General features: G+C 59.2%; 23 protein-coding genes. 9 read left to right on the top strand and 14 right to left on the bottom strand.

What is annotated here, in order from left to right; translation table 11 throughout:
• Positions 1-2: 2 nt before the first annotated feature.
• The 4 genes from P3G59_RS17055 (at position 3) to P3G59_RS17040 (ending at position 4,562) form a co-directional block, all read left to right on the top strand.
• Positions 3-1,961 carry a MacB family efflux pump subunit gene (locus tag P3G59_RS17055; RefSeq protein WP_277758201.1) on the top strand — a complete coding sequence of 653 codons (1,959 nt, stop codon included), beginning with the start codon at positions 3-5 and terminating at the stop codon, positions 1,959-1,961.
• 270 nt (positions 1,962-2,231) lie between these two features.
• A protein-coding gene (locus P3G59_RS17050) for an IS3 family transposase (protein ID WP_277758200.1) occupies positions 2,232-3,373 on the top strand; the annotation gives its coding sequence in 2 pieces (ribosomal slippage) (positions 2,232-2,481 and positions 2,481-3,373; 1,143 coding nt in all).
• A gap of 482 nt (positions 3,374-3,855) precedes the next feature.
• The gene (locus P3G59_RS17045) at positions 3,856-4,221 is read left to right on the top strand and encodes a DUF6124 family protein (protein ID WP_277758199.1); all 366 of its coding nucleotides are present in this window, start codon (positions 3,856-3,858) and stop codon (positions 4,219-4,221) included.
• Positions 4,222-4,280: 59 nt separating this feature from the next.
• Positions 4,281-4,562, top strand: coding sequence for a DUF6124 family protein (locus P3G59_RS17040; protein WP_277758198.1), 282 nt, complete (start codon positions 4,281-4,283; stop codon positions 4,560-4,562).
• Between the two features lie 241 nt (positions 4,563-4,803).
• On the opposite strand, the gene P3G59_RS17035 is transcribed toward P3G59_RS17040, so the two are convergent.
• On the bottom strand, positions 4,804-5,550 hold the full coding sequence (locus P3G59_RS17035) for a helix-turn-helix transcriptional regulator (protein ID WP_277758197.1): 747 nt from the start codon (positions 5,548-5,550) through the stop codon (positions 4,804-4,806).
• Positions 5,551-5,868: 318 nt separating this feature from the next.
• Between P3G59_RS17035 and ycaC (P3G59_RS17030) the strand changes: the two genes are divergently transcribed.
• Positions 5,869-6,501 carry an isochorismate family cysteine hydrolase YcaC gene (gene ycaC, locus P3G59_RS17030; RefSeq protein WP_007916011.1) on the top strand — a complete coding sequence of 211 codons (633 nt, stop codon included), beginning with the start codon at positions 5,869-5,871 and terminating at the stop codon, positions 6,499-6,501.
• An 84-nt stretch (positions 6,502-6,585) separates the two neighbouring features.
• On the opposite strand, the gene P3G59_RS17025 is transcribed toward ycaC (P3G59_RS17030), so the two are convergent.
• Positions 6,586-7,836: an MFS transporter gene (locus P3G59_RS17025; protein ID WP_277758196.1), complete on the bottom strand. Its 1,251-nt coding sequence runs from the start codon at positions 7,834-7,836 to the stop codon at positions 6,586-6,588.
• Between the two features lie 265 nt (positions 7,837-8,101).
• On the opposite strand from P3G59_RS17025, the gene P3G59_RS17020 reads away from it, so the two are divergent.
• On the top strand, positions 8,102-9,649 hold the full coding sequence (locus P3G59_RS17020; protein WP_277758195.1) for a sensor domain-containing diguanylate cyclase: 1,548 nt from the start codon (positions 8,102-8,104) through the stop codon (positions 9,647-9,649).
• Here P3G59_RS17020 and P3G59_RS17015 read toward each other — a convergent pair.
• The 4 genes from P3G59_RS17015 to P3G59_RS17000 form a co-directional block, all read right to left on the bottom strand.
• The gene (locus P3G59_RS17015; RefSeq protein ID WP_277758194.1) at positions 9,611-12,073 is read right to left on the bottom strand and encodes a hybrid sensor histidine kinase/response regulator; all 2,463 of its coding nucleotides are present in this window, start codon (positions 12,071-12,073) and stop codon (positions 9,611-9,613) included. The genes P3G59_RS17020 and P3G59_RS17015 overlap by 39 nt on opposite strands.
• Before the next feature lie 136 nt (positions 12,074-12,209).
• The gene (locus tag P3G59_RS17010) at positions 12,210-13,748 is read right to left on the bottom strand and encodes a cryptochrome/photolyase family protein (RefSeq protein ID WP_277758193.1); all 1,539 of its coding nucleotides are present in this window, start codon (positions 13,746-13,748) and stop codon (positions 12,210-12,212) included.
• A gap of 280 nt (positions 13,749-14,028) precedes the next feature.
• Positions 14,029-15,153 (bottom strand): alkene reductase, encoded by a 1,125-nt coding sequence (locus tag P3G59_RS17005; protein WP_277758192.1) that lies wholly within the window; start codon positions 15,151-15,153, stop codon positions 14,029-14,031.
• Positions 15,154-15,255: 102 nt separating this feature from the next.
• Positions 15,256-15,933, bottom strand: coding sequence for a type 1 glutamine amidotransferase domain-containing protein (locus P3G59_RS17000; RefSeq protein ID WP_277758191.1), 678 nt, complete (start codon positions 15,931-15,933; stop codon positions 15,256-15,258).
• Between the two features lie 212 nt (positions 15,934-16,145).
• Between P3G59_RS17000 and P3G59_RS16995 the strand changes: the two genes are divergently transcribed.
• Together P3G59_RS16995 and ycaC (P3G59_RS16990) are read left to right on the top strand one after the other, a co-directional pair.
• Complete coding sequence (locus P3G59_RS16995; RefSeq protein ID WP_277758190.1) at positions 16,146-16,730, top strand: TetR/AcrR family transcriptional regulator; 585 nt, start codon at positions 16,146-16,148, stop codon at positions 16,728-16,730.
• Positions 16,731-16,884: 154 nt separating this feature from the next.
• Positions 16,885-17,517 carry an isochorismate family cysteine hydrolase YcaC gene (gene ycaC / locus P3G59_RS16990; RefSeq protein WP_007916011.1) on the top strand — a complete coding sequence of 211 codons (633 nt, stop codon included), beginning with the start codon at positions 16,885-16,887 and terminating at the stop codon, positions 17,515-17,517.
• 74 nt (positions 17,518-17,591) lie between these two features.
• Here ycaC (P3G59_RS16990) and P3G59_RS16985 read toward each other — a convergent pair whose 3' ends face one another.
• From P3G59_RS16985 to P3G59_RS16960, 6 genes are all read right to left on the bottom strand, one after another.
• Positions 17,592-18,512, bottom strand: a complete 921-nt coding sequence (locus tag P3G59_RS16985) for a LysR family transcriptional regulator (protein WP_277758189.1) — start codon at positions 18,510-18,512, stop codon at positions 17,592-17,594.
• A gap of 93 nt (positions 18,513-18,605) precedes the next feature.
• Positions 18,606-19,316, bottom strand: coding sequence for an SDR family NAD(P)-dependent oxidoreductase (locus P3G59_RS16980; RefSeq protein ID WP_277758188.1), 711 nt, complete (start codon positions 19,314-19,316; stop codon positions 18,606-18,608).
• A gap of 48 nt (positions 19,317-19,364) precedes the next feature.
• Entirely contained in the window at positions 19,365-20,021 is a 657-nt protein-coding gene (locus P3G59_RS16975; RefSeq protein ID WP_277758187.1) for a DsbA family oxidoreductase, read from the bottom strand.
• The gene (locus P3G59_RS16970; RefSeq protein WP_007916028.1) at positions 20,018-20,233 is read right to left on the bottom strand and encodes a 4-oxalocrotonate tautomerase family protein; all 216 of its coding nucleotides are present in this window, start codon (positions 20,231-20,233) and stop codon (positions 20,018-20,020) included. The genes P3G59_RS16975 and P3G59_RS16970 overlap by 4 nt, the downstream gene beginning before the upstream one ends.
• A 181-nt stretch (positions 20,234-20,414) precedes the next feature.
• Entirely contained in the window at positions 20,415-21,110 is a 696-nt protein-coding gene (locus tag P3G59_RS16965; RefSeq protein ID WP_347276965.1) for a tRNA (adenine(22)-N(1))-methyltransferase TrmK, read from the bottom strand.
• Between the two features lie 144 nt (positions 21,111-21,254).
• On the bottom strand, positions 21,255-22,304 hold the full coding sequence (locus P3G59_RS16960) for an NAD(P)-dependent alcohol dehydrogenase (protein WP_277758186.1): 1,050 nt from the start codon (positions 22,302-22,304) through the stop codon (positions 21,255-21,257).
• 189 nt (positions 22,305-22,493) lie between these two features.
• Between P3G59_RS16960 and P3G59_RS16955 the strand changes: the two genes are divergently transcribed.
• Positions 22,494-23,420, top strand: coding sequence for a Gfo/Idh/MocA family oxidoreductase (locus tag P3G59_RS16955; RefSeq protein ID WP_277758185.1), 927 nt, complete (start codon positions 22,494-22,496; stop codon positions 23,418-23,420).
• A gap of 80 nt (positions 23,421-23,500) precedes the next feature.
• Here P3G59_RS16955 and P3G59_RS16950 read toward each other — a convergent pair whose 3' ends face one another.
• A complete protein-coding gene (locus P3G59_RS16950; RefSeq protein ID WP_277758184.1) occupies positions 23,501-24,439 on the bottom strand; it encodes an AraC family transcriptional regulator in 939 nt (312 codons plus the stop codon).
• Positions 24,440-24,450: 11 nt separating this feature from the next.
• Positions 24,451-25,284: an oxidoreductase gene (locus P3G59_RS16945; RefSeq protein ID WP_277758183.1), complete on the bottom strand. Its 834-nt coding sequence runs from the start codon at positions 25,282-25,284 to the stop codon at positions 24,451-24,453.
• Positions 25,285-25,371: the final 87 nt, after the last annotated feature.

Raw genomic sequence — 25,371 nt, 5'->3', positions numbered from 1 at the left:
GCATGACTGAGCCACTGTTACAGCTCACCGGCATTACCCGCAGCTTCACCGCTGGCGACCGCGAATTTCTCGCGCTGAAAAACATTAACCTGACGATCCATGCCGGGGAAATGGTGGCGATCATCGGCGCCTCGGGTTCTGGCAAATCGACGCTGATGAACATTCTCGGTTGCCTCGATTACGCCACCGCCGGCAGTTACAAGATCAACGGCCAGGAAACCCGCGATCTGGACAATCAGGCGCTGGCTGAGCTGCGCCGTGACTACTTTGGTTTCATCTTTCAGCGTTATCACCTGCTACCGCATCTGAGCGCGATGCACAACGTCGAGATGCCGGCGATTTACGCCGGCACACCGCAGCTTCAGCGCCATGCCCGCGCCCGCGAGTTATTGGCGCGACTGGGTCTGGAAGGACACCTGACGCATCGGCCGAGCCAGCTCTCCGGCGGTCAGCAGCAACGGGTGAGTATCGCCCGGGCCTTGATGAACGGCGGCGAAGTGATCCTCGCCGACGAGCCGACCGGCGCCCTCGACACCGCCAGTGGCAAAGAGGTGATGCGCATCCTGCTGGAGCTGCACGCGGCGGGGCACACGGTGATTCTGGTGACCCACGACCCGAAAGTCGCCGCCAATGCCGAGCGCATCATCGAAGTCAGCGACGGCGAAATCCTCAGCGACCGTGCGAACGAACGCGACACCACGCAGCTGCTCAGCGAAGAGCCGGTGGCACCGAAAGCGCCTGCGTCACGGCGCCTGGTGGCCAGCCTCGGTTTGTTCAAAGAGGCGTTTGCCATGGCCTGGGTGGCGTTGATCTCGCACCGCATGCGTACCTTGCTGACCATGCTCGGCATCGTCATCGGCATCACTTCGGTGGTGTCGATTTCGGCGGTCGGCGAGGGCGCGAAGAACTACGTGCTCAAGGACATCGCGGCCATTGGCAGCAATACCATCGATGTCTATCCCGGCAGCAGTTACGGAGACAAGCGTGCCGCCGCCATCGAAACCCTGACGCCTGACGATGTCACCGCGCTGAATCAGTTGTATTACGTCGACAGCGCCACGCCGATGATCGGCCGCAGCCTGTTGCTGCGCTACCGCAATATCGACCTGGATGCGCAGGTCAATGGCGTCAGCGATCAGTACTTCAAAGTGCGCGGGATCAAAATGGCCGCCGGTATTCCATTCAGCACAAGCGATGCACGGCGCCAGGCACAGGTGGTGGTCATCGATCACAACACCCGTCAGCGCCTGTTCGGCCAGGATGTCGACCCGTTGGGCCAGGTGATCCTGATCGGCAACTTGCCGTGTACGGTGATCGGCGTGGCCGCTGAGGATAAAAGCCTGTTTGCTTCAGGCAAGACCCTCAACGTCTGGGTGCCTTATGAAACAGCGGCCGGGCGGGTGTTGGGCCAGCGTTATCTGGACAGCATCAGCGTGCGCATGAAGGACGGCCAGCCGAGCAAAGTGGTGGAAGCGCATGTCACCCAACTGTTGCTGCAACGCCACGGCACCAAGGACTTCTTCACCAACAACCTCGACAGCGTCTTGCAGACCGTGCAGAAAACCAGCCGCTCGCTGGCGTTGCTGCTGTCGCTGATTGCGGTGATTTCTTTGGTGGTTGGTGGTATCGGGGTGATGAACATCATGCTGGTGTCAGTGACCGAACGGACTCGCGAGATCGGCATTCGTATGGCGGTGGGGGCACGGCAGTCGGACATTCGTCAGCAGTTTTTGGTGGAGGCGGTGATGGTTTGTTTGTTGGGCGGGGCGATCGGGATCTCACTGTCGTATGCCATCGGGCATTTGTTTTCGGTGTTTATCAAGGAGTGGGAGATGGTGTTTTCGCTGGCCTCGGTGCTGACGGCAGTGGTGTGCTCGACGTTGATCGGGATTGTGTTTGGCTTTGTGCCGGCGCGGAATGCTTCGCGGCTTGATCCGATTGAGGCGTTGGCGCGAGATTGAAAACGGCCCCTCACCCTAACCCTCTCCCAGTGGGAGAGGGGACTGACCGCAGTGTTTGCTGGAGATACGCCGACGTGGGATACCGAGTCGAACTCAGGTTTTGAACAGCAAATAAATCGGCTCCCAAGGCAAACTCCGGCTCGAACCCAACCGAGATCGGCTCCCTTTCCCCCTCGCCCCCCTTGGGGGGAGAGGGCTGGGGTTGATCTGGCTTAATGATTCTGGACACCCCTGAAGGGCGTAATCTACGCCCAACGACGAGGTGTAATTTTGACTAGACGGTACTTTTCGACAGATTTCAAACGGGACGCGGCTTGCTTGGTACTGGATAAAGATTATTCAGTAAGTGAGGCCTGCGAAGCGATGGGGGTGGGCCCGACCGCTCTGCGCCGCTGGGTTGAGCAGTTGCGCCAGGAGCGCAACGGCAAGACGCCCGAAAGATCCAAAGCCATGACACCCGATCAACAACGCATTCAGGAACTGGAAGCAAAAATCCGACGGATTGAGCGTGAGAAAGAAATCTTAAAAAAGGCTACAGCTCTCTTGATGTCGGATTCCCTCGATCGATAAGGCTGGTCGAGGAGTTAAGCGAGCTATATCCAAGAACCGAGTTGTGCGGTGTGTTTGGAATCAACCGCAGCAGTTATTACGACCGGTTGAAACAGGGCACAAAAGTTGATGTTGAACGCGATCGCCTCAAGATCAAGGCTGTTGAACTGCATCAGCAAAGTCGCGGTTCGATGGGCGCGCGAGGCCTGTCAGAGGCGTTGCGTAACGAAAAGGAGTCTGTAGGTCGCTACATGGCTCGTAGCCTGATGCGCGAAATTGGATTAAAGAGCCAGCAACGGCGCAGGCATCGTTACAAACCCAGCGGCGCGGAGGCTCAATACGCCCCTAACCATTTGGAGCGTAAATTCAACGTCGAGGCGCCCAATCAAGTGTGGTGTGGCGACGTGACTTACATCTGGGCGGGTACTTACTGGGTTTATCTGGCTGCGGTACTTGATCTGCATGCCCGACGCATCGTCGGCTGGGCGATGTCCCGAAGCCCGGATTCAGCACTAACCTGTCAAGCCTTGAAGGTGGCTTTCGAGTCGCGAGGACGGCCTGAAAACTTAATGTTCCATTCGGATCAGGGCTGTCATTACAGCAGCAAAATGTTCCGTGAAACGTTGTCGGACATGCGGATAAAACAAAGCATGAGTCGACGGGGAAACTGCTGGGATAACGCTCCGATGGAACGTTTCTTTGGCAGTTTGAAATCTGAATGGATACCCAAGGCCGGCTACCGAAACGAAGACGAAGCCAGTACCGATGTGTTGCGCTACCTGACCCACTATTACAATCGGATCAGGCTGCACAGCCACAACGGTTATAGGACTCCGGTAGCCATGGAGGCCCTGGCGGCATGAGAAATGAACAAAACCCTATAACTGTGTCCAGTATCGTTTGACCAGATCAGGTGAGGGGGGAATCCCACTGACACAGCGCAAAACTGGAACCACCGCCACCCGGAATTTCCATCAATAAACTCAGAATCGTAAGCGCGTTTAAATTACACGAACCGTTACGTCATACCGCCTACAACACCTTGCGTCGTTACCTACGCGTACGCCAGAATCCGCCGGCTTACGCGGCTATGGGTCGGGATATATCGTTTGCCTGTCACTGCAAATCAGTGATCGGGTTTGGTAGCCCGCTTCGGTACCGCCGTATGGCGCCACCTTATGCAGTCTCTTTTTTGCGGCTGCGTTTTATATGGTGGACATGCGTGGGGCTCATTCATGAGCGCCGGGTTTCCGTATCGACCGGTCTACCAACCCGCGCATGGCCACCACCTTCGTTTGGTAGCGAAAGTGATGGCTCCAGTTAATTTCGATACGAGACTTTATCTATGTTCAAAGCCACGCCGAACCCTCCGGACACCGATCCAATCCCCTACGACGCCGCCCTCGAACCTCAAAACATCAAAGAGGCCACAGAACGAGCGATCAGTTTCTACCTCAATCCTTCCGCGCTCAAAACCTCAAAGCCCACCCGCAAAACCGGCAAGATCTACCTGATCGACCCTACCGTCGACGACGAAACCCTGCTCGTTGAAGCCTACGAATCGCTGTCCTCGGCCAGTGACATGGCCCGCGACCTTGCCGACTCGATCGACAGCCCTCACCGCAAGAAAATGCTGATCCTGCAACAGGTGATCATGTTGAGTGAATTGGTGGTGAGTCGCGTCCTCGACAACCGGCGCTTGCCCAACTAACTGCGAAACGGCCGCGTGAGGGAGCCTGCTCCCTCGCTGCGCAGAAGGAGTTTGAGCTTATGTCCAAGACACCCGATCCGCCGGTTACTGCGGCCAACATCATGGCCAAGCCCTATACGCCCAACGCTATGTTCCGGGTCAACCCGCAAACCGATACCGAATCCCTGCTGGCAAACGCCTGTGAATCGCTGGCATCCGCCTCGGTCATGCTTGCTGATTTTGCCGGGATGCTGGAGGGGCCCAATCGCCAGACCCTGCTGGGTATTGCGCAAGTGGTGATGTTGGGGAAATTGGCGGTGAATCAGGCATTGGATCATGCCGTGGGATTGCCCTCACCCTAACCCTCTCCCAGTGGGAGAGGGGACTGACCGCAGTGTTTGCTGGAGATACGCCGACGCGGGATACCGAGTCGAACTCAGGTTTTGAACAGCAATAAATTCGGCTCCCAAGGCAAACTCAGGCTCGAACCCAACCGAGATCGGCTCCCTTTCCCCCTCGCCCCCCTTGGGGGAGAGGGCTGGGGTGAGGGGGGAATCTCACGGGCACACCGCAAAAACCGAAGTCCTCGCTAATCCCTGCGTATCACGCCGCACTCGACGCCGACGTCTCCAACGGCGAATACATCCAGCGCATCAACGAATGCCGCCCGCTGATGCCCAGCTTGATCGCCGCCCGTTTCAGATAGCTCTCCACGGTGTTGACCTTCAACGCCAACTGTTCAGCCAGTTCCGGCGCCGTGCGGCCGGCGAGCAGGCCGACGCACACTTCGGTTTCGCGGTTCGACAGGCTCAGCCCCAGTTGCACCAGGCGTTCGTCGAAGCGCAGGCGCAATGTTTCCAGGCCATTACCTTCGGCTGCTTCGGACGGGGTTTGCGGATCAGGAGTGGCTGGTTGCAGGGCGTTGATGTGTTTTTCCACCATCGGCAGCAGCACTGGGGAAATGTCCTGCAACAGGCTGCGCTCCTGCGCGGAAAAGCGCTGCGACTCGCCGTTGCGGTACACCGAAATCACGTAGCGGTAGCCGTCCTTGCGCCGGGTCAGGTGCAGTTGCGAGGCGTCTGCGCTGGTCGCGGCTGGCGGATTCTGTAAATGGTGGGCCGCCGCACTGTGTTCGGAAAACACCGTTTCGGCGAGCAGGGCCGGCTCTTTCAGCGGCTCCGGCTCATGGCGACTCGATGCGCGGCCCACCGGTTCGACACGCATCTGCCGGATGTGCGTGGCGTCTACTGCCAGTTGCGTCAGGATCAGGTCATGCAGCATGCGCGGGAAGTGCCGGCTGCCGGTGCTGGCGATGACCTTGCCGATGTGGGGGAACAAGTGTGAATTCATATGCGTGTCATCCCTGAGAGGCGTTAATTCAAAAACGTCTGCTGCCCTGTCGACGATCTCCTTGGTCGACGAAATACCGCAGACTTGGATCCTATCCTAGTACAACGTTTGAGCGACTGTTTAATGAAGGTGTTATTAGCTAATAACCCTGATTGTGCTGGCTTAAATCTGGCAACAACGAGAACGTCATCGCGTAATTGTCCTGTTCAGGTTGACGGTTAAACGCGTTTCAACCGATTTATCCCTTTTCGATGCGTCAGTAATCTGTACCCAACTTGAACGCAATAACAAATCCAACATTGATAAGGGACGCACGCCATGACCACTCCAACCTACAACCGCCTGAACAAAGACGACGCCATTGTGCTGCTGGTCGATCACCAGACCGGTCTGATTTCTCTGGTACAGGACTTCTCGCCCAACGAATTCAAGAACAACGTGCTGGCCCTGGCCGATCTGGCCAAGTTCTTCGAACTGCCGACCATCCTCACCACCAGTTTCGAACAAGGCCCGAACGGCCCGCTGGTACCAGAACTGAAAGAGATGTTCCCGGACGCGCCGTACATCGCTCGTCCTGGTCAGATCAACGCCTGGGACAACGAAGATTTTGTGAAGGCGATCAAAGCCACCGGCCGCAAGCAAATCATCATTGCCGGTGTAGTGACGGATGTCTGCGTAGCGTTCCCGACCTTGTCGGCACTGGCGGAAGGGTTTGATGTGTTTGTGGTGACTGACGCCTCCGGCACCTTCAACACCACCGTGCAACAAGCTGCGTGGAGCCGCATGACCCAGGCCGGCGCACAGATGATGAACTGGTTCTCGGTGGCCTGTGAGCTGCACCGCGACTGGCGCAACGACATTGAAGGGCTGGGTAACTTGCTGTCGCAGCGAATCCCCAACTACCGCAACCTGATGAACAGCTACTCGGCGCTGACCGCTCAGCAGAAGTAAGCCGACGTGAGCGAAAAGCAAAGCCTGCCCTGAAAAGCAGGCTTTTGTCGTGTCTGCACATTAAGGCTTAACCGCAGGTTACGTTCAGGATTCTGCTGCGGCCTCGACCACCCCGGTTTCAGCCTGACGACCACTGTGCTGGGTTTCCGGCACCCCGAGCCCCAGCAGGACAACCGCCACGGCCGCAATACCGGCCAGGGTCAGAAACGCCGCGCTGTAACCGGCCTCCTGCACCACGAACCCGGCGAGGCCGTTGCTCAGCGCCGCGCCCAGCCCGAAGGCCGTCGTCAGTGCGCCGAGGCTGACGTTGAAGTGTCCGGTGCCTTGGGTGAGGTCTTTGACCATGATCGGAAACAAGGCGCCGAACAGACCCGCGCCAACGCCGTCGAGCATCTGCACCGCGACCAGCCAATAGGCATCGTCCGACAGCGTATAGAGCACGCCGCGCACCGGCAGGATCAGAAAACCGGCCAGCAGTAGCGGTTTGCGTCCCCACAGATCGGCTTTGGCCCCGACCAGTAATGCCGCCGGCACCATGACCAACTGCGCCGCCACGATGCAGGCGGAGGTCAGCGGGGTGGCCATCTGCAAATTGGCTTGCGCGAGTTTTTGACTCACCAGCGGCAACATCGCCGCATTGGCGAGGTGGAACAGCGCACAGCAAATGGCGAACAGCAGCAGCGGTCGGTTGCCGAGCAACACGGATAAACCGGAAGGCTGGCGGTGACCGGCGTCGGCGGGATCGAGTCCGCGGGCCAGATCATGATTAATGGCTTGCGGCGAAACGCAGGCAATGGCGATGACGCTGGCCAGCGCCATGGCTGCCATCAGATAGAACACCGCCACCGGGCCGAACAGATAAGCGAACACCCCGGCCAGCAGGGCGGCGCAGGCATTGCCGGCATGATTGAAGGTTTCGTTGCGGCCGGTTCGTCGCGTAAACGCTCGCGGCCCGGTCATGCCCAGGGTAATCGCACAAATGGCCGGGGCGAATATCGAGGCGGCCATCGCACTCAGGGTTTGCGTCAACGCCACCCAAGTGAAGGACGTCACGAACGGCAGCAGCAGGCAACTGCCGGTCACCAGCAGCGCGGCGATCGCAATCAACGCACGTTTGCGCCGGCTGTTGTCGACCCAGGCGCCGGCGGGGGTCTGGGTGATCAGCGCGGCGACCCCGGCAATGGTCATCACCAGGCCAATGCTGGCCGGCTCCCAGTGATGCACCGCCAACAGGTAAATGGCCAGATAGGGGCCGAGGCCGTCGCGCACGTCAGCGAGGAAAAAGTTCAGGCTGTCCAGAGACAGGTTGTTTCGGCGGTCGAGATCAGCGGCCACGGCAGTGTCTTCAATGTTCGAGGTCTGCGGATGGATTCAACCTCAGCAATCCTAATGACCTTCAGCCGTGAATATTAGTTGCAGGCCGCCGCCATGTCGCTACGAAACAACGCCCAGGGCCTGAAAACGACGTTCCGTCACGCGATTGCTGCGCGTTCAACGCGCTACTTGTATCCTTGCGCCAGTCGAGGACATACGACCGTTGTTATTGCCTTGAGTCAGTAACGGCCGGAACGGGAAACCGGACTTTCCAAAAGGTACTTTCGTGAAGCGTGATACCCACCTCGTCATCCTCTTGCTGCTGGTCATCGGCTGCTCTCTGGCGTCGCTGACCATCTGGAAAGTCCTGTCTTCGCGCGATCGCGCGCTGGAAGAGGTCAACGTGCACGGGTTGAACCTGACCCAGGCACTCGAGACCTATTCCGAGGGCATCGTCCGGCAAAGTTCGCTGCTGTTGCTCGGACTGGTCGAACGCCTGGAAACCGAAGGCAGTGGCCCCGCGCAGATCCAGCGCCTGAGTGCATTGATCAACCGCCAGCAACCGCTGATGCCACAGCTGAGCGGTATTACCATCTATGACCGCCATGGCCACTGGCTGATGTCGTCGAACCGGCCGATCCCGGTGGGCGCCAACAGCAGTGATCGGGCCTATTTCGTTCATCATCGCGACGATGCGAGCCGCGAACCCTTTATCGGGCCGCCCATCCGCAGCCGTTCCAATCAGGAATGGGTGATCACCGTCAGCCGCCGTTTCAATGACGATCGCGGCGAGTTTGCCGGGGTCGTGGCCGTGACCCTGGGCGTGGAAAACTTTTTGCGTCTGTTCGGCAAACTCGACATCGGCCAGGACGGGGCCATCGGCTTGTCGTATACCGACGGCACGTTGCTGGTGCGCTATCCCTTCCGCGAGCAGGACATGGGCCGCAACTTTTCCAAGTCGCCGATTTACGCCAAGTACCTGGTCGATCAATCGGTCGGCACCGCGTCTTATACCTCCAGCCTGGATGGCGTCGAACGCCTCTACGCCTTCCGCAAAAGTGAAAAATTGCCACTGATTACCACGGTCGCCATCGGCAAGCGTGAAGCGCTCACGGCGTGGCGAACCGAGGCACTGCTGTCGGCGGTGGTAGTGGCGGGGTTGTTGGGGCTCACCGGCCTGATCGGCTGGTTCTTGATCCTCGACATCCGGCGCCGGACCCAGGTGGAAGGCGAACTGCGCATCGCTCAGCAGCAGTTGCTCGGCTCCAATCGGCAACTGGAACTGTTGGCCATGAAGGATGCGCTGACCGGTCTGGCGAATCGGCGCTGCTTCGACCAGACCCTGGCCACAGAGGCGCTGCGGGCAAGGCGCGACGGCTCGTCACTGGCGTTGCTGATGATCGATATCGACTATTTCAAACGCTTCAATGATGCGCTCGGGCACGTGGCCGGCGACGCCTGTCTGCAAGCCGTCGCTACCGTGCTGGATGAGTGTGTGCGGCGACCGTCAGACCTGGTCGCGCGTTACGGCGGCGAAGAGTTCGCGGTCATCATGCCCGACACCGGCATCGACGGTGCCGCCGTGGTGGCGCAGATGATCATTGAGCGTTTACAGCAAGCAAACATTGCCCACCCCACCAGTCCCGTGGCCCGCGTGAGCCTGAGTATCGGCATCGCCGCCGCGCGCGGTTCCCACCTGGACCCTGTGCACGGTTTGATCGAGTCAGCCGATCAGGCGCTGTATCAAGCGAAGACCGCCGGGCGCAACCGGTTCATGGCATCCCGGGCGCAGCGCCTACTCGACGTCGATGGACAGCAGGCCACTGACGCGTGACACCAGCGTGTCGACGACAAAGGGTTTCGTCAGTACTTGCATGCCCGGGCCGAGTTGACCGTTGCCGATCACCGAGCTTTCCGCGTAGCCGGTAATAAACAACGTCTTCAGTTTCGGCCTGATCTGCCTGCCGGCATCAGCCAGTTGCCGACCGTTCATGCCGCCGGGCAAGCCGACATCGGTGATGAGCAAATCGATATGTGCGCTGGAGCGCAATACCTCCAGTCCTTCAACACTGTCGGCCGCCTCGAGCAGGTTGAAGCCGAGGTCGCTCAGCACATCTTTGAGCAGTGTCCTGACGGTGGGTTCGTCGTCGACGATCAGGATGGTCTCGCCGGCCTTGGCATGCGGCGTTGTCAGGCTTTGCGCATCATCGTGACTGCGCGGCGTTTCGCCCCGGTGGCGCGGCAAGTAAATGCAAATGGTGGTGCCTTGACCCACCGTCGATTGCACTCGTACCTGTCCGCCGGATTGCTTGGTGAAACCATAAATCATCGAAAGTCCCAGCCCGGTGCCCTGGCCCAGTGGCTTGGTGGTGAAGAACGGATCGAAAGCCTTGGCGATTACCTCTGCGCTCATCCCCGTGCCAGTGTCTGTGACAGACAAACACAGGTATTGCCCCACTGGCATGTCCAATGCCCGCGCCGAGTCAGCCTCCAGGGTGCGATTGGCGGTCTCGACGGCAATGCTGCCACCATCGGGCATCGCATCGCGGGCGTTGATGCACAGGTTAAGCAGGGCGTTTTCCAGTTGACTGGCATCGACCAGTGCCGGCCAAAGATCGGCGGCGATGACCGTCTTCAAGCGAATGCTCGGGCCGACGGTGCGCTGGCTCAGTTCGGTCATGCCGGCGATCAGCGCGTTGACTTCAGTTGGCCGTGGATCGAGTGTCTGGCGTCGGGAGAATGCCAGCAGACGGTGGGTCAGGGCCGTCGCGCGTTTGGCGGCGTCTTGTGCGATCAGCATGTATTTGTCGATGTCGCTCAGACGCCCTTGGGCGATGCGTTTGTCCATCAGCTCAAGGGATGCGCAGATACCCGCCAGCAGGTTGTTGAAGTCATGGGCCAGACCCCCGGTGAGTTGTCCGACCGCTTCCATTTTCTGCGATTGCCGCAGCTTTTCTTCGGCTTGCATCAGGTCTGCTGTTCGCGCCGAGACCCGTTGTTCCAGCGTGTCGTTGAGGGCTTTTAACGCGACAGTGACCCGGTCGCGCTCGGCTTCGACGTTGCGCCGGTCTTCGACATCGATAAGCACGCCGGGAAAGCGTAAAGGTGTGCCGTCTTCGGCGCACTCGACGCGGCCGTTCGCTTCAATCCAGGTGTATTTGCCATCCGCGCCGCGCACCCGGTACTGGTGCGAATAGGCCCCGCCGCGGGCTCTGACTTCGTTGATGGCGGCGGTCAGCCCCTCCCGGTCGTCCGGGTGAACGGTCATCACCACTTGTTCCAGGCTCAGACCGTCGAGCCCCCAGGCGGGGTCGAGGTCGATCACCCGAGCGAAAGCTTCATCGACGCTGATGCGATCGCTGGGCAGGTGCCAATGCCAGGTACCGATAATGGCGCCAGCGGCAAGGGCCAGCTGCACGCGTTCGATGTTCTCCCTGGCCACCGCCTCGCTGATGCGTAAACGCTCCTGCGCGTCGCGGCGCTCGGTGACATCGCTGAAGAAAATCGCGATCTGCCGATCGGCCGGGTCACCGACGCGCACGGCGCGCACATCGAACCAGCGTTCGAAGGTATTGGCGTAGTTCTCGAAGTTGGCCGGCTCGCCGGTCTTGGCCACATGGCCGTAGGTCTCGAACCAGAATTTCTCCAGGTTGGGCGCAAACTCGGTGACCCACTTGCCCCGCAGGTTGACCCCGGCCTGGCGCTCGAATGCCGGGTTGGCCTCGACAAAGCAATAGTCGATGGGGTGGTCGTCGGCGTCGAATTTGACTTGGACGATGGCAAACGCCGCCTCGATGGTTTCCAGAATGGTGCTGAAGCGCTCTTCACTCTGGCGCAGTGCCGTTTCGGCGCTGCGCAAGCGGGTCAGGTCAAGCATGGCACCGATCATGCGTTCGGCCTTGCCATCGGTATTGCGGATCAGATGTCCGCGGTCAAGCACTTCGGCGTATGAACCATCGTGGCAGAGGAAGCGGTACTCAGCGCTCCAGGTCGTACCGGCGCCATCAATCGCAGCCCGAATCGAGGTTTCGACCCGCGCACGATCCTGCGGGTGGATCTGCGCAAACCGCCAGTCACACGTGGGTTCGATGGCTGCCGAGGCATAGCCATACGCCTGCTGCAATGCGTCGCTCCAGAGGATCTGGTTGGTTTTCAGGTCCCAGTCCCAGACGGCGTCGCTGGTCGCTTTAACGGCCAGACGCAGGCGCGTGACCTCGGACTCAAGCTCCTCGCGAGTCAGCTGTTTCAGGTTGTCCACTCCTCATGCCTTTATGGTTGCTCTGCGTTTTGATTGGCGCGCTTGAAAGGAACAGCGATGTGCTTCACACGCTTTGTGAGCCATTGACACGGGGCGTGATGTTTAAGTTGCACCCAGGCTAATAACTCAGGTGTTTTCATAACGACTCGCCCTTATCCAGGCTGTCGAGCAGCTTCTGCCCGCGTTGCCACAGTGCTTGTTGCTTGGCGTGCGGCATGCGGTCGAGGTTTTTGTACATCATGCCCATGCGCTGATTGCCACGCAGAAGGTCGGCATGACGCATCAGGAAATGCCAGTACAACGCATTGAACGGGCAGGCGTTATCGGCCGTGGTTTCGCGCACTGAGTAAGCGCAGTCGCGACAGTAATCCGACATCCGATGGATGTACTGGCCGCTGGCGCAATAAGGTTTGGAGCCGAGGTAACCGCCATCGGCGTGCATGACCATGCCGAGGGTATTGGGCAGCTCGACCCAGTCGAACGCGTCCATGTAAATGGCCAGATACCATTCACAGATTTGCTTCGGCGCGATGCCGGCGAGCAGGGCGAAATTGCCCGTCACCATCAGGCGCTGAATGTGATGGGCGTAAGCGTGTTTGAGGCTTTGGCCGATGGCCTGGCGCATGCAGTTCATCTGCGTCTCGCCGGTCCAGTAGAACTCTGGCAAGCGCCGCGTGTTACCGAAGGCATTGCCCTCGGCGTACTCCGGCATGTGCAGCCAGTAAACGCCTCGGACATATTCGCGCCAGCCGATCAATTGGCGGATGAAGCCTTCGGCGGCATTCAGGGCAACGCTGCCGGACCAATAGGCAGACTCCACATCACTGCAGAGTTGGCGCAGGTCCAGCAAGCCGATGTTCAGCGCTGCGCTGATGCGCGCATGGAACAGAAACGGCTCGTTGCTGGCCATGGCGTCCTGATAATCGCCGAAGCCCGCCAGGCCATAGTCTAGAAACCAGGCCCACAATGCCTGGGCGTCGGCATGGGTCACCGGGTAGTTGAAATCATCCAGGCTGCCGTAGTGGCTGGCAAAACGATCATTGACCAGCGCGAGGACTTCGCGGGTGATTGCATCGTTGGTAAAACCAGCCGGGTAGGGCGCCTTGACGTTTTTCGGCAGGGCTTTGCGATTGTCGGCGTCAAAGTTCCACGCGCCGCCGACTGGCGTGCCGTCACCGTTAAGCAACAGGCGACTTTTGCGGCGCATCTCGCGGTAGAAAAACTCCATGCGCAGCTGCTTTTTGCCAGCGGCCCACGCGCGGAATTCGTCGCGGCTGCAGAGGAAACGGTTATCGGCATGCCAATGGATCGGCAAGCCACAATCCTTCAGTGATTGCTCCAGACGCCAGTCGCCGCATTCGGTCAGGTGCACCTCGTTCGCCTGCAGCAGCGCCTGCCAGCGCTTTAATTCGCCGGGCACCGAGCCGCTGTTGTGCGGGTCGTCGAGGGTCACGTAATGCACACGGATGCCCTGATTTTTCAGTGCCTGAGCGAAGTGACGCATGGCGCTGAAAATCAGCGCGATCTTCTGCGGGTGATGGGCAACATGGGTGGCTTCCTCCATGACCTCGACCAGCAGCACACAGTCTTGTTTGCCATCCAGATCGGCCAATGAAGCCAGATCAAAAGACAGCTGGTCACCCAGAACCAGGCACAGCCGACGGGTTTTGTTCATTTCATGAATTCAGCGTAATGAGCAGCAGGCTGCCGAGTGGACGTTTACATGTTAAGCCCAGATAGTTGTACAGATTGTAGTCTGTGTATAGGTTTTTGTGCGGTGAATGTTCACATCCCCCCTGTGGGAGCGAGCCTGCTCGCGAAGGCGTCGTCACATTCAACATTATGAGTGACTGACACGCCGCTTTCGCGAGCAGGCTCGCTCCCACAAGGGCTTGCACTCCGACTCGGATAAACGCTCCCGATATTTCGGGAGCGTTTACTGTGTATTGAAAGGCTTAGCCGGGATAAACGGGGTAGTCGGTGTAGCCCTCCGCGGTACCGCCATACACCGTCGCCGGGTTCAACGCATTCAACGGCCAGTCATTGGCAATCCGCGCCGGCAGATCGGGGTTGGCCATGAACGGCCGGCCGAAGGCGACCAGATCGGCCAGCCCGGAGTCGAGCAGTTGCGCGCCGGATTCTGCGGTATAGCGTCCGGCGTAAATGATCGCGCCGCTGAAGCTGTCGCGCACGGCCTGACGAAACGTGAGGGGCATTGCCGGGGCGTTGTCCCAGTCTGCTTCGGCGATGGACAGATAGGCAATGCCGACGTCTTGCAGCACTTTGATCGCTTCGATGTAAGTGGTGTGCGGATCCTCTTCGACCATGCCCAAATAGGTCCGCGCTTCATCGGTGGTGGTGAACAGCGGTGCGAAACGCACGCCGACTTTTTCTTTGCCGATGCACTCGGCGACACCGGCAACCACTTCCTTGAGAAAACGCAGACGGTTGTGCAGCGAGCCACCGTACTGATCGTTGCGCAAATTGCTGTGGGCGGAGATGAACTGGTTCACCAGATAACCATTGGCGCAGTGCAATTCAATGCCGTCGAAACCGGCGTCCATCGCGTTGCGCGCCGCCTGGATGTACAGCTGAACCAGTGCCTGGACTTCATCAGTGCTCAGTGCGCGAGGCGCCGACGGCGGCACCAGTTCACCGGCGCCGGGCGCGGTTTCGATAAACACGCTGACCCGGTCGGTGGCTACGGCGGACGCGGATACCGGGGCAGCGCCGTCGGGTTGCAACGCGGTGTGGGAGACGCGGCCGACGTGCCACAGCTGGGCGAAAATCACCCCGTCCACGGCATGCACGGCCTCGGTGACTTTGCGCCAACCGGCGATTTGCTCAGGCGTATGAATGCCCGGCGTCCACGCATAACCCTGGCCACGAGGTTCGATCTGCGTGCCTTCAGTGACCAGCAGACCGGCGCCGGCGCGCTGTTGGTAATACTCGGCCATCAGCTCATTGGCGATATTGCCCGGTTGGGTGCTGCGCTGGCGGGTGAGGGGCGGCAGGACAATACGGTTTTTCAGGGTGTGATGGCCCAGTTTGACGGGTGTGAAGAAACTGCTGTGATTCATGGATGACCTTGTTCGTGGTTTATTAGACCAGTCGTCTATTGGTGGGCGAAAAAATAACGCCGGGCAAGACGCACCCGGCGTTTGGAAAGGTTGTGCGAGGGTTTAGCCGAGCATCTTCAGCAGTTTTTCGGCGACGGCGGCGGAGCTGGCCGGGTTCTGGCCCGTGACCAGTTGGCCGTCGGCGACCACATGCACCTGCCAGTCAGCGACTTTCGAGTAATAACCGCCGAGACGCTGGAATTCGTCCTCGATCAGGAACGGCACCACGTCCGTCAGGCCGACAGCGGCTTCTTCGGAATTGGTGAAACCGGTGACTTCGCGATGCTGTACCAACGGTTTGCTGTCAGCGGTGAGGACATGGCGCAATACGCCAGGTGCATGGCAGACAAAACCGTGGGGTTTGTTGGCGCGGTCGAACGCTTCGATCAACGCGATCGAGTGCTTGTCTTCGGCCAGATCCCACAGCGGGCCGTGGCCACCCGGATAAAACACGGCATCGAAACCTTCAGCGCTGACGTCGGCCAAACGACCGGTGTTGGCCAGTGCCTGTTGTGCCGCCGGATCCTGACGGAAGCGATCGGTCTCGGCGGTTTGAGCATCAGGCTCATCGCTTTTCGGGTCGAGTGGCGGCTGGCCGCCAGCCGGGGAAACCAGAGTGACGTCGGCGCCGGCGTCCTTGAAGGCGTAGTAGGGCGCGGCGAACTCTTCCAGCCAGAAGCCGGTTTTTTTGCCGGTGTTACCGAGTTGATCGTGGGAAGTCAGAACCATCAGGATTTTCATGGAGCACCTTGTATGGGTCGGGTGTCTTCGATGGGGCGAAGGATTCGCACATCGGCCACACCGGTCAAAAAACGTTTGTCGGGGCGCAGCATAGATTCCAATTAGACCAGTCGTCTAGTAATTTTTTATCCTGCGGTTTTTCATCGACAGGTATGGCAAACTTCCGTTCCTCCAAATATACGACTGGTCTATTGCCTGGTAATGTGCGCCCCATGAAACCGACCTACGACGACACCCGCCAACACTTGCTCGACACCGGCCACCGGATGATGGCCGAGAAAGGCTTCACCAGTGTCGGCCTCAACGAAATCCTGCAAACCGCCGGTGTGCCCAAGGGTTCGTTCTATCACTACTTCAAATCCAAAGAGTTGTACGGCCAGGCGCTGCTCGCGGATTACTTCGTCGGCTACCTCGCCGACATGGAGCGACGCCTGACGCTGCCGGGGCTCAGCGCCTATGAGCGCTTGATGGATTACTGGCAGGGCTGGCAGAACCGTTGCACCCTCGAAGGCCACGGCGACGAGTGTCTGGTGGTGAAACTCAGTGCCGAAGTCGCCGACCTGTCGGAGTCAATGCGCCTTACCTTGCGTGATGGTGCCGAGCAAGTGGTGGCGCGCATTGCCCTGTGTATCGAGCAGGGCCAAGCCGAAAACTGCCTGCCCCAGGGCAACGCCCGGCATCTGGCGGAAACCCTGTATCAGTTGTGGCTGGGCGCCAGTTTGCTGAATAAATTGCAGCGCACCGGGCAATCCCTGGAAACTTCGATGGCGATGACCCAGCACCTTTTGCGCGTTTGAGGCGTTGCAGTGTCCATGGCAATGAAGGTTTATTGTCCTGTTTGAGTGGACGGTGAAACACATTCCAACCGATTTATCCCTTTTCAATGCGTCAGTAATCTGTACCCAACTTGAACGCAACAACAAATCCAACATTGAAAAGGGACGCACGCCCATGACCACTCCAACCTACAACCGCCTGAACAAAGACGACGCCATTGTGCTGCTGGTTGATCACCAGACCGGTCTGATTTCTCTGGTACAGGACTTCTCGCCCAACGAATTCAAGAACAACGTGCTGGCCCTGGCCGATCTGGCCAAGTTCTTCGAACTGCCGACCATCCTCACCACCAGTTTCGAACAAGGCCCGAACGGCCCGCTGGTACCAGAGTTGAAAGAGATGTTCCCGGACGCGCCGTACATTGCTCGCCCAGGTCAGATCAACGCCTGGGACAACGAAGATTTTGTGAAGGCGATCAAAGCCACCGGCCGCAAGCAGATCATCATTGCCGGTGTAGTGACGGATGTCTGCGTAGCGTTCCCGACCTTGTCGGCGCTGGCAGAAGGGTTTGATGTGTTTGTGGTGACCGATGCTTCCGGCACCTTCAACACCACCGTGCAACAAGCTGCGTGGAGCCGCATGACCCAGGCCGGCGCACAGATGATGAACTGGTTCTCGGTGGCGTGTGAGCTGCACCGCGACTGGCGCAACGACATTGAAGGGCTGGGTAACTTGCTGTCGCAGCGAATCCCCAACTACCGCAACCTGATGAACAGCTACTCGGCGCTGACGGCTCAGCAGAAGTAAGCTGCATTCGCCAAACGAAAGCCTGCCCTGAAAAGCAGGCTTTTATCATTTGTGTTGCGCCGATTTAATCAGCGTTAACCGGCCCACTCATCACGAAACTGCAACAGAAAATCAACAAACGCCCGTACCCGTTGCGGCACATACCGGCCGTGTGGATACAACAACGTGTAGGGACGCGAGCGGCCGGCATACGGCTGGAGAATCTCGACGAGGCTACCATCGGCCAGCTCTTTTTCGACGATGAACCTGTAGGTTTGAAAGACCCCGGCACCATGTTTGGCCAGGGTGACGCCGCCGAGCACGTCATCGGAACAGGAGTAACCGCCGTCGGAAAATACTTCACGAGCGTGGCCATTTTCCTGGAATAGCCAGGAAATCCGCCGCCCGCTGCTCGGCAGTTCGAACTGAATGCACTCGTGCTGCACCAGATCTTCCAGCGTCTTCGGTGTGCCAGCCTTTTTCAGATACTCGGGGGAGGCGACCACCACCAGTTTTGCATCCTCCAGCAGCCGCGCGACCATGGTCGAATCCGGTTGCGCGCGGACGCGGATCGCCAGATCGTAGCCTTCGCCGACGAAGTCGATATTGCGGTTACCCAAGTGGATATCGACCGTGACGTCAGGATAGAGCGCGCGAAATGTCGGCAGCAGCGGCAGGATGCGGTGATGTCCGTAGGTGGTGGGGAGGCTGATGCGTAACTGACCGGACGGTGACGTCTGCGCGCCCATGACTTCTTGTTGCGCTTCGACCAGTTGCGTCAGCGCCTGGCTGCACTGGACGAAAAAGTTTCTGCCGGCCTCGGTCAGCCGAATACTGCGCGTGGTTCGGGCAAACAAACGAGAACCCAAACGTTTTTCGAGCCGCAGAATCGACCGACTCACGGCTGCCGGCGTAACGCCTGCAAGCTGGGCGGCGGCGGTGAAACTGCCGGCTTCAGCGGCGAGGCAAAAGAGTTCGATACTGCCCAACTGCAAGTCTTCAAAGTGACGCTTCATGGGATAAGCCTGAGGATCAACTGTCGGTTCATCTTCTGGCTTATCTCATGAAGCGGCATCGCCGGTACATACCGACGATGCAGCGGGGAGATATCAATGGCCAGCGCTCTGACCACCGTCGACATGGAGGATTTCGCCGGTCACGAAGTTCGCGCCGTCCAGGTAGAGGATCGCTTGCACGATGTCATCGATCTCACCCATATGCCCGACCGGGTGCAGGCTACCGAGGGCGGCGTGAGTTTCTTCACCGTGCATCGGCGTTTTGATGATGCCCGGCGATACTGCATTGACCCGAATGCCACGCTTGGCGTACTCGATGGCCAGGGATTTGGTCGCCGCGTTGATGCCACCCTTGGTCAGTGATGCGAGCACCGACGGCACGCCATCAATCGCATGATCGACCAGACTGGTGGTGACGCTGACGATGTGGCCACTGGCGTTTTTCTCCATTTCGGCAATGGCCAATTGCGAGATGTGGAAGAAGCCGCTCATGTTGGTCGCCACGACCTGTGCGTAGTCTTCTTTGCTGTATTCGGTGAAGGGTTTAGCGACGAAGATCCCGGCGTTGTTCACCAGCGTATCGATGCGCCCGAAACGTGCAACGGCTTCGCGAATCACCCGCACGGCGGTCTGCGGGTCGGCGATGTCACCGGCGACGGCGAGAATGTCCGGGTCGGTGGACGGTTTGATCGAGCGCGAGGTCGCGACCACCTGATAGCCGCGCTCACGGAATCCCTTGACCAGGCCTGCGCCAATGCCCTGCGAGGCGCCGGTAATCACTACAACTTTGTTGGACGTGCTCATGATGTTTCCTCATGCAATCTGGATGGTTGAAAAACGGCTTTCGAGTATTCAGGCGTAAGTTGGAACCTGCGCTGCCTGACGTAACGCTTGCTCGTAATAAGCGACGGACTGGGAACCGGGGATGACCTGTTTGTCATCGAGAACCATGGCCGGAACCGAATCGATGCCGCGTTGCTGGTAAAACCGTTCAAGTTCGCGCACGGCCTGGCCGAACTCAGCGTTGGCCAGAACCTCTTGCGCACGCGGGCCATCGAGCCCGACTGCTTCTGCCAGTGTCACCAGCGTGGCGTGGTCATTCGGGTTCATGCCGTCAGTGAAGTAGGCCTTGAGCAAGGCTTGCTTCAACTCGCGCTGACGTCCTTGTGTGGCGGCCCAGAACAGCAGTCGGTGGGCATCGAAGGTGTTGTGGAAATGGCTGCGTTTTTCCAGGTCGAAGTGAAAGCCGATCTGCTCACCGCGCTCGATGATCATCGCGTTGCGATCCGCCACCTGCTCAGCGCTGCGCCCGTATTTGCGCATCATGTGCTCAATGGCGTGCTCACCTTCGGCAGGCATGTCCGGATTCAATTCGAACGGTTTGTAAGTCAACTCGACGGCGACTTCGCCCGCCAGATTCTTGATCGCTTGCTCCAGAGCCGTGACGCCCAGCGCGCACCAGGGGCAAACGACATCCGACACGAAATCGATTTTTACTGCCCGGCTCATGACTGCGAATCCGCCAACTGCTGGCGATATTCGGTGGTGGTGATGCCGGCATAACCCCAGTTATCGGTGTCGACTTCTTCGATCACGATATGGGTGAGTTTCGGGTCTTTGTGCAGCACCCGTTCCATCGTTTCGGTGATCTCTTTGATGACCTGGGCTTTCTGTTCCCGGGTCACGCCGTCACGGGTGATGCGTACGCTGATGAAAGGCATTTGGGGTATCTCCAGTCGCTGGCCCGTCGAAGTGATGGGCGGCTGTTGGAGAGGACTTTAAGAGGCGGGCGGGAATTGATAAATGGGGCTTGAGGTACATCATTTGTGATGTGGTGTATCAAATGAGGGCGCGCGAGCAGTCATCCTGTGCACGCGCTATCTCAGTGCGAAACGCTGGCGCTCAGGCCAGCAGCTCGGTGATCCAGCGTGTCTGTTGTTTGAGGTCTTGCAGCTTTTGCTCTGGCAGGCTTTGTTGCGCATGGGCGAGTTGGCTCAGCGTCTTCTGCTTATGGTGAAGTTTGTGCTGCCATTTGCGCAGAAACTCGGGGCTGCGGGCCTGCATCTGCAAGGGGCCGAAGTACAGCTCCTGGTCGGTATAGATCAGCGGTTCAGCGCTTTCGGCCACGATGATTTCGTAGTGGAAGCGATTTTCCAGCAGCAGTTCTTCGCTGAGGATGCGGTAGCCATTGTCCATCAGCCATTGGCGCAGCGGTTGTTCGCCGCCATTGGGTTGCAGGATCAGGCGTTCCTCGCCACTGAGGTGGGCCTTGCCGCTGTCGAGGATGTCGCGGATGGTTTCGCCGCCCATGCCGCAGATCGTGATGGCGGTGATGCCGTCGTCAGGTTTGATTGCTGCCAGACCATCGGCCCTGCGCACACAGATGTGCTGCTGCAAATCGTTTTCGCGCACAGTGCGTTCAGCGGCGTGGAACGGCGTCGCCGCAACCTCGCCAGCCACCGCCGCAGTGATCAAACCACGACGCATCAGCGCCACCGGCAGATAGCCGTGGTCCGAGCCGATATCGGCCAGCCGTGCACCGGCCGGCACGTGGGCAGCCACGCGCTCAAGGCGCATGGACAATGAATGTTCGTTCAACGGCAACCCCTGTTCAGCACAATCCTGCGGCCCGATGGCAGGCAAAGGGGTGCGACTCTGGCGAGCAACGCCGGGCCTGTCAAATCCCGGCGACAGAATTCAACAGCCCATTGACTGCGCTGAGCAGTCAATGGGCGTTTACGCTCAGCCCGCCAACGTCGCGTTGTCGATCACGAAACGATATTTCACATCGCCCTGGAGCATGCGCTCGTAGGCGTCGTTGATCTGGTCGGCGCGGATCAGTTCGATGTCGGAGACGATGCCGTACTCGGCGCAGAAGTCGAGCATTTCCTGAGTTTCGGCAATGCCACCGATCATCGAGCCGGCAATCGTGCGACGCTTCATGATCAGGTTGAACACGTTTGGCGACGGATGCGAGGTGGCCGGTGCGCCGACCAGCGTCAACGCACCATCACGCTTGAGCAGCACCAGAAAGGCGTCGAGATCGTGCGGCGCGGCGACGGTGTTGAGGATCAAGTCGAAACTTTTGGCGTGTGCGGCCATTTCTTCGGCATTGCGCGACACCACCACTTCATCGGCACCCAGCGCCTTGGCCGCTTCGCGTTTGGATTCCGAGGTGGTGAACGCCACAACGTGAGCGCCCAGGGCGTGGGCCAGTTTGATGCCCATGTGGCCGAGGCCACCGATGCCGACCACGCCGACTTTCTTGCCAGGGCCGGCGTTCCAGTGGCGCAGCGGCGAGTAAGTGGTGATGCCGGCACACAGCAGCGGTGCGACGGCGGCCAGTTGCGCTTCGGGATGACGGATGCGCAGCACGTAGCGTTCATGCACGACGATGTTTTGCGAATAGCCGCCCAGCGTCCAGCCCGGTGCATCCGGGGTCGGGAAGTTATAGGTGCCGATCATGCCGTCGCAGTAGTTTTCCAGACCACTTTCGCAGTCATCGCAATGTTTGCAGCTGTCGACAATGCAACCGACACCGACCAGATCACCGACCTTGTAGTCCGAAACATGGGCGCCGACGGCTGAAACGCGACCGACGATTTCGTGTCCCGGTACGCAAGGGAATTGCGTGCCGGCCCATTCGGCGCGCACCTGGTGCAGGTCGGAATGGCAAATGCCACAGAACGCGATATCGATCTGCACATCATGGGCGGCCGGGGTACGGCGGTTGATCTGCATCGGCTCAAGGGGTTTGTCGCCAGCGTGGGCGCCGTAGGCTTGAACAAGCATGGAAACATCCTCAATCGGTTTGTCGTGGGGCCATTCTTTCGGTTTTGCCTGCCCGGGCAGTAGTGCAATCCTGTGCAATCCTTGCCTGATCCTGTGCGTCGTTGTGACATTGCGCGGACAGACGCTTGCGGCGATTGCAGGTAATCTCCCGGTTCACTGACGACAACAAAATCAAAACAGGAGTCATTGATGCAACCAATCCGTCTCGGTCTGGTGGGCTACGGCAAGATTGCCCAGGATCAACACGTCCCGGCGATCAACGCCAATCCCGCATTCCACTTGGTCTCCGTCGCCACCCAGGGCAAACCCTGCGCGGGCGTGGAGAACTTCCAATCGTTGACTGAGTTGCTGGAAAACGGCCCGCCGGTGGACGCGATCGCTTTCTGCACACCACCGCAAGGGCGCTTTGCGCTGGTGCAGCAAGCCTTGGCCGCCGGTAAGCACGTGCTGGTCGAAAAGCCGCCGTGCGCGACGTTGGGCGAGGCAATGGCGCTGGTCGATCAGGCTGCCGGGCAGGGCGTCAGTGCCTTGTTTGCCTGGCATTCACGCTATGCGCCCGGTATCGAGGCTGCCCGCGACTGGCTCGCCTCGCGCACGCTGCAAAGCGTGCAGATCGACTGGAAAGAAGACGTGCGCAAATGGCATCCCGGCCAGACCTGGATCTGGCAACCCGGCGGCCTCGGCGTGTTCGATCCGGGCATCAATGCCTTGTCGATCGTCACTCATTTGCTCAAGTTGCCGCTGTTTGTCGAATCGGCTGAACTGCGCGTACCGAGCAACTGCCAGTCGCCGATTGCCGCGTCGATCAACATGTCTGACGCCCGCCGCCTCGATGTGCGCGCGGAGTTTGATTTTGACCATGGGCACGATGAGCTGTGGAGTGTCGAGGTTCGTTGCGCTGAAGGCGTGTTGCGCCTGGATAACGGCGGTGCGGTGTTGAGCATTGACGGTGTGCGCCAGGCTGTGTCGGAGGAGGGCGAGTACGCGGCGGTGTATCGGCATTTTCAGCAGTTGATTGGCGACAAGGCCAGTGACCTGGATGTGCAGCCGTTGCGCTTGGTGGCGGACAGTTTTTTTGTCGGGAGTCGGGTGTTGGTTGAGGCGTTTTTCGACTAGTGCACCTCCAGCGCTCACTGCTACACAAAACGAAAAAAGCCTGCCCTGAAAAGCAGGCTTTTTCGTTTGTGGCCTGTCCGTTAATGCGACGAAACATACTCGGAAGGCGTGGTCGGTAATGGCAGCGCATACGTCGCCTTCATCCATTCAATCTCTGCCTGCGGTGTCCTGCCGAAGAAACGTTTGAACTCACGACTGAATTGCGAAGCACTTTCGTAGCCGACGCTGAAGGCTGCTGCTGACGCCGTCATGGTCTGGCGCAACATCAACAGGCGCGCCTGATGCAGCCGCGTTGACTTCAGGTATTGCATGGGCGAGGTGTCAGTCACGCTGCGAAAATGCAGGTGGAAATTCGGCACACTCATGCGGGCTTCACGGGCCAGTTGCTCGACGTCGAGTCGCTGCTGATAACAGCTGTGGATCTTGCGAATCGCGCGAGTGACTTTGCCGAAATGCCCCTGACGGTTGAGCGCGGCGCGCATGGAGCCACCTTGTTCACCGGTGAGGATGCGGTAGTAGATTTCCCGCAGCAGCGACGGTCCGAGGATTTGCGCTTCGCCGGCAACGCTCATGGCCTGCAGAAAGCGCAGGGTCGTTGCGCGCAGCGAATCATCCATGGGCGATGCGTACATGCCTCGGGGCGGAGCATCGCTTGGGCCATGCACATCATCCACTTGCAGCATCAACTCGCTGGCCAACTGAAAGTCGAGGTGCATGTAGATCGCCAGCATCGGCTCGGACTCGGTGGCGTCGGTCTCCATGGTGAAGGGGATCGGCACCGAGACCACCAGATAATGCTGAGCGTCATAGACGTAGGTGTCCTCACCCAGATAGCCGCGTTTGCGGCCCTGGCAAAGAATCACGATACCGGGGTCATACAGCACCGGGGTGCGTGTCAGGGGGCGATTGGAACGCAGGAAACGCACGCCGTCGAGGGCGCTGAGATTGTAGCCTTCGACGGGTGCGAGGGCTTTCATGAGCTGCACCATGCGCGCCGTGCTTGCGTCGACCTGCGTCATCACATCCTCTCTCAATGATCGGTGGACCGGCTCAGCGCTTCCCATTGAGCAATCTCACTGGCCGCACTCTGCAGTTTGTCACGGACCAGACGCAAGGCATCACTGCCCAATAGCAGATGGGCCGGCGGTATCGGGCTGGCGATGATCTGCAGCATCGCTCGGGCAGCCTTTTGCGGGTCGCCGAGTTGCTTGCCGCTTTTCTCCTCTCGCGCTTTGCGGATCGGGTCAAAACTGGCGTCGTAGTCGGCAATGCTGCGAGCGGTACGCTGCATCGAACGACCCGCCCAATCCGTGCGGAACGAACCCGGTGCGACGGCGGTGACGAAGATGTTGAACGGCCGCAGTTCCTTGCTCAGGGTATCGGAGATCCCTTCGAGCGCAAATTTGCTGCCGCAGTAATAGGCGATGCCCGGCATGGTGATGGTGCCGCCCATGGAAGTGATATTGAGGATGTGCCCCGCACGGCGCTGGCGGAAGAAGGGCAGGAACGCTTTGATCACTGCCACCGCACCGAACACATTGACGTCGAACTGACGACGCATCTCCTGCAAGGGTGATTCTTCGAAGACGCCTTCGTGACCATAACCGGCGTTGTTGATCAACACATCGACCGGGCCGTGAGTGGCTTCGATTTGCGCAACGACGCTGTCGATCCGCTCGAAATCGGTGACGTCCAGAATGACTCCGCAAGCGTTATCCGGGGACAGCGCCTGGAACCTATGCAGGTCCGCTTCACTGCGTACGGTGCCGATGACACGATGGCCTGTGACGATAGCTTCCTTGGCCAGCGCATGGCCGAAACCGCTGCTGACGCCGGTGATGAACAAGGTTTTAGCGTGTGTCATGTCGAGCTCCCATGGTCAGGTGTGGAACCATGGTAACGATGGATAAACCAGGAACCCATGCCGGTTTGTCTTGGAGGATTGCCTATT

This window comes from Pseudomonas sp. A34-9, from assembly GCF_029543085.1.
In the GTDB taxonomy this organism is placed as follows: Bacteria; Pseudomonadota; Gammaproteobacteria; order Pseudomonadales; family Pseudomonadaceae; genus Aquipseudomonas.
This window is presented reverse-complemented; position numbering and strand designations above follow the sequence as displayed.